The following is a 12,223-nucleotide window of genomic DNA, read 5'->3' as shown; positions in this document are numbered from 1 at the left end:
AAAATTTCGAGATGCGCAGGGTAGGCACTTTCGCCCAAAGTATCGATGAGCCGAAAGTCGAGAATTTCGTCGCGTGATATGGGGTAGATCAGTCGAGCATCAAGCAGCTGGGCCATGGTAACGGTCCAGCCTGTCGAGGGCTTTAAGATGGCTCGGCCCCCAATGACCCAATGGTCATCGGCGCAAGTATATCACCGGTCCCGGCCATTACTACGATAGTAGTGTGAACGCTTTACCCGTGCGTGGAACGATTCAGCGCCGTTGGTCGCAGCGTCGAAATCTGCGTGAATCCGCCCAGCCCGCCGCTCACGCGGGCTGCGGCAACCTGCCGCAGTTTGAGGTGGGGTCTGCAAGGCTGATGAATAATGGGTCAGTTTTCGACTAAAGGAGCATTCGCTTCGGAGGCGCTTCAAGTGGTCTACGCTCGTGGAGCGTGCACGTTCAGGCGCAATGCTCCACAACTCGAACGTTCCATAACGCGATAACAAGAACAGGCGGAGTCAAGCATGGGATACGACAAGATCAAGGTGCCAGCGGTCGGCGAGAAAATCACGGTCAACGCCGATCATTCGCTCAATGTGCCGAACCATCCGATCATCCCGTACATCGAAGGCGACGGTATCGGCGTCGACATCAGCCCGGTCATGATCAAGGTGGTCGATGCGGCCGTCGACAAGGCCTACGGTGGCGAACGCAAGATTTCCTGGATGGAGGTCTACGCCGGAGAAAAGGCGACGCAGGTCTATGACCAGGACACCTGGTTGCCGCAGGAGACACTGGATGCCGTCAAAGACTATGTGGTGTCGATCAAGGGGCCCCTGACCACGCCGGTCGGCGGCGGGATCCGCTCACTCAACGTGGCTCTGCGCCAGCAGCTTGACCTGTATGTCTGCCTGCGTCCGGTGCGCTGGTTCGAAGGCGTGCCGAGCCCTGTTAAAAAGCCGGGTGATGTCGACATGACGATCTTCCGCGAAAACTCCGAAGACATCTATGCGGGCATCGAGTGGAAGGCCGGTTCGCCCGAGGCGATCAAGGTGATCAAGTTCCTCAAGGAGGAAATGGGCGTGACCAAGATCCGCTTCGATCAGGACTGCGGAATTGGCATCAAGCCCGTCTCGCGAGAAGGCACTCAGCGCCTGGTGCGTAAAGCCCTTCAGTATGTCGTGGACAATGATCGCGATTCGCTGACCATCGTCCACAAGGGCAACATCATGAAGTTCACCGAAGGCGCCTTCAAGGAGTGGGCCTATGAGGTGGCCGGGAGCGAGTTTGGCGCCACGCTGCTCGACGGTGGCCCGTGGATGCAGTTCAAAAACCCGAAAACAGGAAAGGACGTGGTCGTCAAGGACGCAATCGCCGACGCCATGCTTCAACAGATCCTGCTTCGTCCGGCCGAATACGACGTGATTGCCACGCTCAACCTTAACGGTGACTACCTGTCCGATGCGCTGGCGGCAGAAGTGGGGGGCATTGGCATCGCCCCGGGCGCCAACCTGTCCGACACCGTGGCGATGTTCGAAGCCACCCATGGTACGGCGCCTAAATATGCAGGCAAGGATCAAGTCAACCCGGGGTCGTTGATTCTGTCGGCAGAAATGATGTTGCGGCACATGGGCTGGACGGAGGCTGCCGACCTGATTATCAAGGGCACTAACGGTGCGATTTCGGCCAAGACGGTGACATACGATTTCGAACGGTTGATGGATGGAGCCAAATTACTGTCTTCATCGGCCTTCGGCGATGCGCTGATCAGTCATATGTAACGTTCGCGCCATCCCGTGGACGAAAAAAAACCGGTCAGCCCCAATGTGGAGCTGACCGGCTCTCAGGTTTCGCGCTTGAACGGTCCGGCTCAGGCGTGATCTCAGCTGTGTTCGTGCTGCTTTTCCTGCTGATGAGCTGCTTCTTTACTGGCATTGGTGGTCGACGGATGCCCACTGATTTTCACGGCGTGCAGGCCTTTGGGGCCCTGGATGATCTCAAACTGGACCGGCTGGCCGGCTTTGAGGGTCTTGTAGCCATCCATTTCAATCGCCGAATAGTGCGCAAACAGGTCCTCGGACTTGCCGTCTTCAACGATGAAGCCATACCCCTTGGCGTTGTTAAACCACTTGACCTTACCGCTTAGCATAGTCACATCCCTCTGCAAAGGACTCCGATGGGAGTATCATCACCTCTCATCCGCCGGACCTAAAAAATTTTGGTTGACTGCGCGGACCCTTTTTACCCAATGTGGGTTCTATTGTTTGTAACACCGTTTAGCCGTTAGTCAAGGCCACGCAGCGGTCCAGTTGAAAACCGGCATGCCCGTGACTACTTATTTCAATTTCGTCCCCTACGAACCTTCTTTACCATGCATGCAATCAGCAAGATTCGACTAACATTCAATCAGGATGATCCGCAATCCCATGAGGACGACGCGGCCGGCATAGCCGTAGAGGAAGCCAAGCCGACATTGCAGGTGCCACCGATGTACAAGGTGGTTTTGTTCAACGACGACTACACCCCGATGGATTTCGTTGTCGAAGTACTCGAGGTGTTTTTCAACCTGAATCGTGAGCTGGCGACGAAAGTCATGCTGGCCGTCCATACAGAGGGACGGGCGGTATGTGGATTGTTCACCCGCGACATCGCCGAGACCAAGGCCATGCAGGTGAACCAATACGCCAGAGAAAGTCAGCATCCGCTACTCTGTGAGATCGAGAAGGACGGTTAACGCCGGACACTTGGGTATGAGGTGAAGCTATGTTAAACCGTGAGCTCGAAGTCACCCTCAATTTGGCTTTCAAGGAGGCCCGTTCGAAGCGTCATGAGTTCATGACGGTCGAGCACCTTCTGTTGGCTCTATTGGACAATGAGGCTGCCGCCACTGTTCTGCGTGCCTGCGGCGCAAACCTCGACAAACTCAAACACGACCTTCAGGAGTTCATCGACTCCACCACGCCGCTGATCCCTGTTCATGATGAGGATCGCGAGACCCAGCCCACCCTGGGCTTCCAGCGCGTGCTCCAGCGTGCCGTGTTCCATGTACAGAGCTCCGGTAAGCGTGAAGTCACTGGCGCGAACGTTCTGGTGGCCATTTTCAGCGAACAGGAAAGTCAGGCCGTCTTCCTGCTGAAACAGCAGAGCGTTGCCCGAATTGATGTCGTCAACTATATCGCCCACGGAATCTCCAAGGTGCCGGGGCATGGCGATCACTCTGAAGGTGAGCAAGATATGCAGGATGATGAGGGCGGCGAGTCTTCTTCTTCGGGCAATCCTCTGGATGCCTATGCCAGCAACCTGAATGAACTGGCCCGCCAGGGCCGCATCGATCCGCTTGTGGGCCGTGAGCTGGAAGTCGAGCGTGTCGCTCAGATTCTCGCGCGCCGTCGTAAGAACAACCCCTTGCTCGTCGGTGAGGCCGGGGTCGGCAAGACCGCCATTGCTGAAGGCCTGGCCAAGCGTATCGTCGACAATCAGGTGCCTGACCTGCTGGCCAGCAGCGTCGTCTATTCACTGGACCTCGGTGCCTTGCTGGCTGGCACCAAATACCGGGGCGATTTCGAGAAGCGTTTCAAGGCGTTGCTCGGTGAGCTGAAAAAACGCCCACACGCGATCCTGTTCATCGATGAAATCCACACCATCATCGGTGCCGGTGCAGCGTCGGGCGGTGTCATGGACGCCTCCAACCTGCTCAAGCCTTTGCTGTCCTCGGGTGATATCCGTTGCATCGGCTCGACCACGTTCCAGGAATTCCGCGGCATTTTCGAAAAAGACCGTGCGTTGGCTCGTCGTTTCCAGAAAGTCGATGTGTCCGAGCCTTCTGTAGAAGACACCATCGGTATTCTGCGTGGCTTGAAAGGCCGCTTCGAACAGCACCACAGCATCGAATACAGTGACGAAGCCCTGCGTGCCGCCGCTGAACTGGCCTCGCGCTATATCAACGACCGTCACATGCCGGACAAGGCCATCGACGTGATCGACGAGGCGGGCGCCTATCAGCGCCTGCAGCCTGCGGAGTTGCGTGTCAAGCGTATCGATGTGGCTCAGGTTGAAGACATCGTCGCAAAAATCGCGCGGATTCCGCCAAAACACGTCAATAGTTCCGACAAGGAGCTGCTGCGTAACCTTGAGCGTGACCTCAAACTCACGGTTTTTGGTCAGGACGCGGCGATCGATTCGCTGTCGACCGCGATCAAGCTGTCTCGTGCAGGCCTGAAGTCGCCGGACAAACCGGTGGGCTCCTTCCTGTTCGCGGGGCCTACCGGTGTCGGTAAGACCGAGGCGGCTCGCCAGTTGGCCAAGGCACTGGGTATAGAGCTGGTGCGTTTCGACATGTCGGAATACATGGAGCGTCACACCGTTTCGCGCCTGATCGGTGCGCCTCCGGGGTACGTCGGGTTTGATCAGGGTGGGCTGTTGACCGAGGCCATCACCAAGCAGCCACACTGTGTTCTGCTGCTCGATGAGATCGAGAAAGCGCACCCGGAAGTCTTCAACCTGCTTCTGCAGGTGATGGACCACGGCACCTTGACCGATAACAACGGCCGCAAAGCGGACTTCCGTAATGTGATCGTGATCATGACCACCAACGCCGGTGCTGAAACGGCGGCGCGTGCTTCGATCGGCTTCACCCATCAGGACCACTCGTCTGATGCGATGGAAGTCATCAAGAAGAGCTTCACGCCGGAGTTCCGCAACCGCCTGGACACCATCATTCAGTTTGGTCGCCTCAGCCATGAGGTCATCAAAAGTGTGGTGGACAAGTTCCTCACCGAACTTCAGGCGCAACTGGAAGACAAGCGTGTGCTGCTCGAAGTCTCCGATGCAGCGCGCAGCTGGCTGGCGGAAGGCGGGTACGACGCGCAGATGGGCGCTCGCCCGATGGCGCGTCTGATCCAGGACAAGATCAAGCGTCCTCTGGCCGAGGAAATCCTCTTCGGCGAGTTGTCCGAGCATGGCGGTGTGGTTCACATCGACCTGAAGGACGGCGAGATCACGTTCGACTACGAAACCACGGCGGAAATGGCCTGACGTTTTATCGCGATACAGCAAAAGGGCGCCGATTCAGGCGCCTTTTTGTTGCCTGCAAAAAACTGTAGGAGCGCGCTTGCAAGGGGTGCTGTGCTTGAGTTGCGCCAACAAAAACGCCCGGCATGTGCCGGGCGTTTTTGTTAAGACCTGTTAGCGGGCGCGATACGTGATGCGCCCTTTGCTCAAGTCGTAGGGCGTCAGTTCAACGCGGACCTTATCGCCGGTAAGAATACGAATGTAGTTCTTGCGCATCTTGCCGGAGATGTGCGCGGTTACGACGTGCCCATTTTCCAACTCCACACGGAACATGGTGTTGGGCAGGGTGTCGACGACAGTGCCTTCCATTTCGAAGCTGTCTTCTTTCGACATGCAGTAAAGCCCTCGGTATCCAATGAATGGCCCGGTGCAAACGGCAGCCAGGCAAAAGCGGGCTGCATTGTGCCCGAAAAATGGGGGTTAAGCCAAGGGCTTCAGTAAAGAGTGACCCATCTTTGATTGGTCAGCAGCTCGATAGGGCGATATTGCGTCTTGTAATTCATCTTTTTGCAGTTCTTGATCCAGTACCCCAGGTACACCGCATGCAGTTGCAGGCGAGCGGCTTCGGCGATTTGCCAGAGAATCGCGTAGCGACCGAGGCTGCGCTTTTCTTCGCCGGGCTCGTAGAAGGTATAAACCGCCGACAAGCCGTTGGGCAGCAGATCGGTCACAGCGACGGCAAGCAATCGCCCGTCGACACGAAATTCATAGAACCGCGAGAACGGCAGGTCGCGGACCAGGAAGGTCGAAAACTGATCGCGACTGGGAGGGAACATGTCGCCGTCGGCGTGGCGTTGTTCGATATAGCGCTGGTAAAGATCGAAATATTCTTCGCTGAAGTGTGCCTTGGTGCTGGTGACTTCGATGTCGGCATTTTTCTTGAAAATGCGTTTTTGCTGACGATCGGGTTCGAACAGGCCGACGGGAATCCGCGCAGGCACGCACGCGCTGCAGTTTTGGCAGTGCGGACGATAAAGATGGTCGCCACTGCGGCGAAACCCCATGTCGGAAAGGTCGGCGTAGACCTGCACGTCCATCGGCTGGCTGGGGTCGAGGAACAGCGTAGTGGCTTGTTCCTCGGGCAGGTAGCTGCAGGAGTGGGGTTGAGTGGCATAAAACTTAAGCCGCGCCAGCTCGGTCATGATCAACCCTCGAGAAAAACTTTAGATAAGAGTGTATGCCAGCCGACTCAAACTCGCCTAGGTGACCAGTCGGCGGAATTGCTCAGATCGAGGTGCCTGTTCAGGTATTGGGCGAAGGTCTGGCGCGGAATCGAGCGGGCGCCCAGGCTTTGCAGGTGCTGCGTCGGCATCTGGCAGTCTATCAATACGAACCCCCACGCCTTCAGATGTTCGACAAGCGTCGCGAATCCGACCTTGGACGCATTGTCGGCGCGACTGAACATCGACTCTCCAAAAAAAAGCTGGCCCATCGCCAGGCCGTAAAGCCCGCCGACCAGTTCGCCCTGGTCCCAGACTTCAACGCTGTGGGCGAACCCGCGTGCGTGCAGCTCTATGTAGGCGGCCTGCATGGAGCCTGTGATCCAGGTGCCGTCCGTGTAGTCTCGCGGCTCGGCGCAGGCGCGTATGACCGCTGCAAAATCCTGGTCGAAGGTCACCTGATACTTTTGCTGGCGCAGCACTTTGGCCAGGCTGCGGGACACGTGCAATTCGTCAGGAAACAACACCGTACGCGGGTCCGGCGACCACCAGAGGATTGGCTGCCCCTGCTGATACCAAGGGAAACAGCCGTGGCGATAGGCCCGGATCAGCCGGTCGGCTGACAGGTCGCCCCCTCCGGCCAGGAGCCCGTTAGGCTCGCGCATGGCCTTTTCCAGGGGCGGAAAATCAAGGGTGTCGCGTTGTAACCAGGTCAGCATGGCGTCAAGACTTTTGCGAGAGGGGAGGGGAGTGGTGAGCCGTTGTGCAACTACGGGCGGTGAACGCGGTCACACGGCGTTGACTGCAGCGACATCGTTGAACGTGACGTGTATTTACGGTCTTCAAACGGAGCATGGCCTTTGGACAGTTGTGAAGAATGAGAAAGACACGTCATAAGTCTTTGTCAGCAAAGACAATGCATGCTCAAATCGCCTGTTGTCATTGACGCTTGAAGATCTGCAACGTCCACGCCAGACTAACGTGGCGTGCAGCGTGCAAATCCGTACAATGCCCGATGTTGTTTAACCTCATTTCAAGTCACCTGTCGAGCATGCCTTCAACGATGTTGTCGTCTCAAGGCGCTCAGGGATTGGTCAGTACTATTTCGTCGATGCAGTCGCTCATAGTCAACCACTAAGATGTTCGCGCTAGCGCGCAGGAATTGAAGCGTTTTGAAGAAATCCACCGCAGCACCCAGCCCCGTTCCGCTCTGGCGGCAGCATTTGCACTACCGACTCAAGGAAGGTGCGCTGATCGCCTTCGGCTTCTTGTGCCTGTACCTGATGATGGCCTTGCTGACCTACGACCAGGGCGATCCGGGCTGGAGTCACACCAGCAGCTCCGTGCAGGTGCAGAACGCGGCCGGTCGCGCGGGTGCATTTTCCGCCGACATCCTGTTCATGGTCTTGGGCTATTTCGCCTACATCTTCCCGCTGCTGCTCGGCGTCAAGGCGTACCAGGTGTTCCGTCACCGCCATGAACCGTGGCAGTGGAGCGGCTGGCTGTTCTCCTGGCGCCTGATCGGCCTGGTGTTTCTGGTACTCGCCGGCGCGGCGCTGGCGCACATTCATTTCCATTCCGCCTCCGGGCTGCCCGGATCGGCCGGTGGCGTTCTGGGTGAAGTGCTCGGCGATCTGGCCAAGCGTGCGCTGAACGTGCAGGGCAGCACCTTGTTGTTCATCGCCTTGTTCCTGTTCGGCCTGACCGTGTTCACCGACCTGTCCTGGTTCAAGGTCATGGACACCACGGGCAAGATCACGCTGGACCTCTTCGAACTGTTCCAGAGCGCGATCAATCGCTGGTGGACGGCCCGGAACGAACGCAAGCAAATGGTGGCGCAGCTGCGCGAAGTCGACATGCGTATTGACGAGGTCGTCGCGCCGGTGGTGCCTGATCGTCGTGAGCAGGCCAAGGTGAAAGAGCGGCTGATCGAGCGTGAGCAGGTCCTGACCGAGCACATGACCGCGCGCGAGAAGCACATTCCCGCCGTCATTGCCCCCGCGCCGACCCGCCCGCCCGAGCCCAGCAAGCGCGTGCAGAAAGAAAAACAGGCGCCGTTGTTCGTCGACAGCGCCGTGGAAGGCACCTTGCCACCGATTTCGATTCTCGACCCGGCAGAAAAGAAACAGCTCAACTATTCGCCCGAGTCTCTGGCTGCGGTCGGTCACTTGCTGGAAATCAAGCTCAAGGAGTTCGGTGTCGAAGTCTCCGTTGACTCGATTCACCCGGGTCCGGTGATTACCCGTTACGAGATCCAGCCAGCAGCGGGTGTGAAAGTCAGCCGCATCGCCAACTTGGCGAAGGACCTTGCACGATCCCTGGCCGTGACCAGCGTTCGTGTGGTCGAGGTCATTCCCGGCAAGACCACCGTCGGTATCGAAATTCCCAACGAAGACCGCCAGATCGTGCGCTTCTCCGAGGTGCTGTCGACCCCGGAATACGACAACTTCAAATCGCCGGTCACCCTGGCGCTCGGTCACGACATCGGCGGCAAGCCGATCATCACCGACCTTGCGAAGATGCCTCACTTGCTGGTCGCCGGCACCACCGGTTCCGGTAAGTCGGTCGGTGTGAACGCGATGATCCTGTCGATCCTGTTCAAGTCGGGGCCGGAAGACGCCAAGCTGATCATGATCGACCCGAAGATGCTCGAGCTGTCGATCTACGAAGGTATCCCGCACTTGCTGTGTCCGGTCGTCACCGACATGAAAGACGCCGCCAACGCCCTGCGCTGGTCGGTGGCGGAAATGGAACGTCGCTACAAGCTCATGGCGAAGATGGGCGTGCGGAACCTGTCGGGCTTCAACCATAAGGTCAAGGAAGCCGAAGACGCCGGCACCCCGTTGTCCGACCCGCTGTATCACCGCGAAAGCATTCACGACGAAGCGCCACTGCTGACCAAGCTGCCGACCATCGTCGTGGTGGTCGACGAGTTCGCCGACATGATGATGATCGTCGGCAAGAAGGTCGAAGAACTGATTGCACGTATCGCACAGAAGGCGCGGGCGGCGGGTATTCACTTGATCCTTGCGACCCAGCGTCCGTCGGTTGACGTGATCACCGGTCTGATCAAGGCCAACATCCCGACTCGCATGGCGTTTCAGGTGTCGAGCAAGATCGACTCCCGGACGATCATCGACCAGGGTGGCGCCGAGCAACTGCTTGGCCACGGTGACATGCTCTACATGCCACCCGGCACCAGCCTGCCCATTCGTGTTCACGGCGCGTTCGTGTCCGACGACGAGGTTCACCGCGTCGTCGAGGCGTGGAAACTGCGCGGCACGCCGCAATACAACGACGATATCCTCAACGGCGTCGAAGAGGCCGGCAGCGGGTTCGAGGGCGGTGGCGGCGGTGGTGATGGTGAAGACAGCGAAACCGACGCACTGTACGACGAGGCAGTCAACTTCGTGCTGGAAAGCCGTCGTGCGTCGATTTCTGCCGTGCAGCGCAAGCTCAAGATTGGTTATAACCGGGCAGCGCGCATGATCGAAGCCATGGAAATGGCCGGCGTCGTGACCTCCATGAACACCAATGGCTCGCGGGAAGTGATTGCGCCAGCCCCTATGCGTGACTGACACTTTACGTCACGAGTGACTGGACGGCGCCATTACGGCGCCGTCCGGCCTTAACCCAACTCAAAGAGGACTCCCATGCGTCTTATCCGCATGTTGTTGGTAACTGCACTGACCATTTCTGCCATGCCTGCCCACGCCGACAGCAAAGACGTCACGCGCCTGACCCAGTTGCTGGAAAACTCGAAAACCCTGAGCGGCAACTTTTCGCAGCTGACGCTGGATGGCGGCGGCACGCAGCTGCAGGAAACCTCCGGTGAGATGACTCTTCAGCGCCCGGGCTTGTTCTACTGGCACACCAATCCGCCTCAGGAGCAGACCATGGTCTCCGACGGCAAGAAAGTCACGCTGTGGGACCCGGACCTGGAGCAGGTCACCATCAAGACGCTGGATCAGCGCCTGACCCAGACCCCGGCCCTGCTGCTGTCCGGTGATGTGTCGAAAATCAGCGAAAGCTTCGACATCACGGCCAAGGAAGCGGGCGGCGTCATCGACTTCATGCTCAAGCCGAAGTCCAAGGACACGTTGTTCGATAGCCTGCGTCTGTCCTTTCGCAACGGCATGATCAACGACATGCAGTTGATCGACAGCGTCGGCCAGCGCACCAATATCCTGTTCACTGGCGTCAAGGCCAACGAGCCTGTCGCGGCGAGCAAATTCAAGTTCGACATCCCGAAGGGCGCTGACGTCATTCAGGAATAAGAGGCGCTTACGTCTTCAATGGACCTGTTCAGCAGTGAACCGATTGCCCAGCCCTTGGCCGCCCGCTTGCGGGCGACCAATCTGGATGAGTACGTCGGTCAGCAACACCTGCTCGCCCATGGCAAGCCCCTGCGTGAAGCGCTGGAGCAGGGTGCGCTGCATTCGATGATTTTCTGGGGACCGCCCGGCGTGGGTAAAACCACGCTGGCGCGGTTGCTGGCGAAAGTGTCGGATGCGCACTTTGAAACAGTGTCCGCCGTATTGGCGGGGGTGAAGGAAATTCGTCAGGCGGTCGAGGTAGCGAAGCAACAGGCCGGCCAATACGGTCGCCGCACGATTTTGTTCGTCGATGAGGTGCATCGCTTCAACAAGTCGCAGCAAGATGCTTTCCTGCCCTACGTTGAAGACGGCACGTTGATTTTCATTGGCGCCACCACGGAAAACCCTTCTTTCGAACTCAACAACGCCCTGTTGTCCCGGGCGCGCGTCTATGTGTTGAAAAGCCTCGACGAAGCGGCGTTGCGTCAGCTCGTTGACCGGGCGCTGACCGAGGAGCGCGGGCTGGGTAATCGTCACTTGACGCTGGGCGATGAGGCCTTCAAGACGCTGCTGGCGGCGGCCGACGGTGATGGCCGACGGATGCTCAATCTGTTGGAGAACGCTTCGGATCTGGCTGAAGACGGCAGTGAAATCGAACCGGAGCTGCTGGCGAGTCTGCTCGGCGACAGCCGTCGGCGTTTCGATAAGGGCGGGGAGGCCTTCTACGACCAGATCTCGGCCCTGCACAAATCCATTCGTGGTTCCAACCCCGATGCGGCGCTGTACTGGTTCGCGCGGATGATCGACGGCGGTTGCGATCCCTTGTATCTGGCTCGGCGCGTGGTGCGCATGGCCAGTGAAGACATCGGTAATGCCGATCCGCGCGCCCTGCCCCTGTGCATGTCGGCATGGGATGTCCAGGAACGCCTCGGCAGTCCGGAAGGTGAGCTGGCCGTGGCGCAGGCCATCGTGTATCTGGCCTGTGCGCCGAAAAGTAACGCCGTCTATATGGGCTTCAAAATGGCCATGCGCGAAGCGACCGAGCATGGGTCGCTTGAAGTCCCGCTGCACCTGCGTAACGCGCCGACCAAACTGATGAAACAGCTCGGGTACGGTGAAGAATACCGGTATGCCCATGACGAGCCGGATGCGTACGCCGCCGGCGAAGACTACTTCCCTGAAGACCTGGAGCCGCGTCAGTATTACCAGCCGGTGCCAAGAGGCCTGGAGCTGAAAATCGGCGAAAAACTCAAGCATCTGGCCGCACTCGACCGCGCCAGTCCCCGTCAACGGAGAAAATAGTGATTCAATTGATTCTTGCCGTGTCCGCCGGGGGCGTGGCTGGTACATTATTGCGTTTCGCCGCAGGCAACTTTGTTTCCGCGAACTGGCCGCGTCATTTCTATACCGCGACGCTGGCCGTCAACCTGGTTGGCTGCCTGTTGATCGGTTTCCTGTACGGGCTGTTTTTGATTCGCCCGGAGGTGCCGATCGAGCTGCGCGCCGGTTTGATGGTGGGTTTTTTGGGCGGTCTGACGACGTTTTCGTCCTTTTCGCTGGACACGATTCGTCTGCTGGAAAGCGGTCAGGCTCCCTTGGCCATTGGCTACGCATTGATCAGTGTACTGGGCGGCCTGCTTGCGACCTGGGCTGGCCTGTCTTTGACCCGAATTTAATAAACCCGATTCAATAACG

Annotated in this window: 11 protein-coding genes; 7 read left to right on the top strand and 4 right to left on the bottom strand. The window is 58.3% G+C overall.

The window, feature by feature from the left end:
- Positions 1 to 506 precede the first annotated feature (506 nt).
- Positions 507 to 1,763, top strand: a complete 1,257-nt coding sequence (gene icd, locus BMY73_RS03455; protein WP_062380761.1) for an NADP-dependent isocitrate dehydrogenase — start codon at positions 507 to 509, stop codon at positions 1,761 to 1,763.
- Between the two features lie 101 nt (positions 1,764 to 1,864).
- Here the strand turns inward: icd and cspD are convergent, their stop codons facing one another.
- The gene (cspD, locus tag BMY73_RS03450; protein WP_092405051.1) at positions 1,865 to 2,131 is read right to left on the bottom strand and encodes a cold shock domain-containing protein CspD; all 267 of its coding nucleotides are present in this window, start codon (positions 2,129 to 2,131) and stop codon (positions 1,865 to 1,867) included.
- 222 nt (positions 2,132 to 2,353) lie between these two features.
- Here cspD and clpS point away from each other — a divergent pair, with 222 nt between their 5' ends.
- Both clpS and clpA read left to right on the top strand, forming a co-directional pair.
- Positions 2,354 to 2,716 carry an ATP-dependent Clp protease adapter ClpS gene (clpS, locus tag BMY73_RS03445; protein ID WP_062380765.1) on the top strand — a complete coding sequence of 121 codons (363 nt, stop codon included), beginning with the start codon at positions 2,354 to 2,356 and terminating at the stop codon, positions 2,714 to 2,716.
- A gap of 29 nt (positions 2,717 to 2,745) precedes the next feature.
- A complete protein-coding gene (gene clpA / locus BMY73_RS03440; protein WP_062380767.1) occupies positions 2,746 to 5,016 on the top strand; it encodes an ATP-dependent Clp protease ATP-binding subunit ClpA in 2,271 nt (756 codons plus the stop codon).
- Between the two features lie 150 nt (positions 5,017 to 5,166).
- Here clpA and infA read toward each other — a convergent pair whose 3' ends face one another.
- The 3 genes from infA to aat form a co-directional block, all read right to left on the bottom strand.
- Positions 5,167 to 5,385 carry a translation initiation factor IF-1 gene (gene infA / locus BMY73_RS03435; protein ID WP_002553999.1) on the bottom strand — a complete coding sequence of 73 codons (219 nt, stop codon included), beginning with the start codon at positions 5,383 to 5,385 and terminating at the stop codon, positions 5,167 to 5,169.
- 101 nt (positions 5,386 to 5,486) lie between these two features.
- Entirely contained in the window at positions 5,487 to 6,194 is a 708-nt protein-coding gene (locus tag BMY73_RS03430) for an arginyltransferase (protein ID WP_092405049.1), read from the bottom strand.
- Positions 6,195 to 6,241: 47 nt separating this feature from the next.
- Complete coding sequence (gene aat, locus BMY73_RS03425; RefSeq protein WP_092405047.1) at positions 6,242 to 6,931, bottom strand: leucyl/phenylalanyl-tRNA--protein transferase; 690 nt, start codon at positions 6,929 to 6,931, stop codon at positions 6,242 to 6,244.
- 453 nt (positions 6,932 to 7,384) lie between these two features.
- Between aat and ftsK the strand changes: the two genes are divergently transcribed.
- The 4 genes from ftsK (at position 7,385) to crcB (ending at position 12,204) form a co-directional block, all read left to right on the top strand.
- Complete coding sequence (gene ftsK / locus BMY73_RS03420) at positions 7,385 to 9,790, top strand: DNA translocase FtsK (protein ID WP_092405045.1); 2,406 nt, start codon at positions 7,385 to 7,387, stop codon at positions 9,788 to 9,790.
- Positions 9,791 to 9,865: 75 nt separating this feature from the next.
- Positions 9,866 to 10,489, top strand: a complete 624-nt coding sequence (gene lolA / locus BMY73_RS03415) for an outer membrane lipoprotein periplasmic chaperone LolA (protein ID WP_092405043.1) — start codon at positions 9,866 to 9,868, stop codon at positions 10,487 to 10,489.
- A gap of 18 nt (positions 10,490 to 10,507) precedes the next feature.
- Positions 10,508 to 11,830, top strand: coding sequence for a replication-associated recombination protein A (locus BMY73_RS03410; RefSeq protein WP_062380779.1), 1,323 nt, complete (start codon positions 10,508 to 10,510; stop codon positions 11,828 to 11,830).
- Positions 11,830 to 12,204: a fluoride efflux transporter CrcB gene (gene crcB, locus BMY73_RS03405; protein ID WP_062380781.1), complete on the top strand. Its 375-nt coding sequence runs from the start codon at positions 11,830 to 11,832 to the stop codon at positions 12,202 to 12,204. Before BMY73_RS03410 ends, crcB begins: the two co-directional genes overlap by 1 nt.
- Positions 12,205 to 12,223: the final 19 nt, after the last annotated feature.

The sequence above is a fragment of the Pseudomonas sp. NFACC02 genome (assembly GCF_900110765.1).
Taxonomy (GTDB): domain Bacteria; phylum Pseudomonadota; class Gammaproteobacteria; order Pseudomonadales; family Pseudomonadaceae; genus Aquipseudomonas.
The sequence above is the reverse complement of the archived record's forward strand: the minus strand, read 5'-3'. Positions and strand labels throughout refer to the sequence as shown.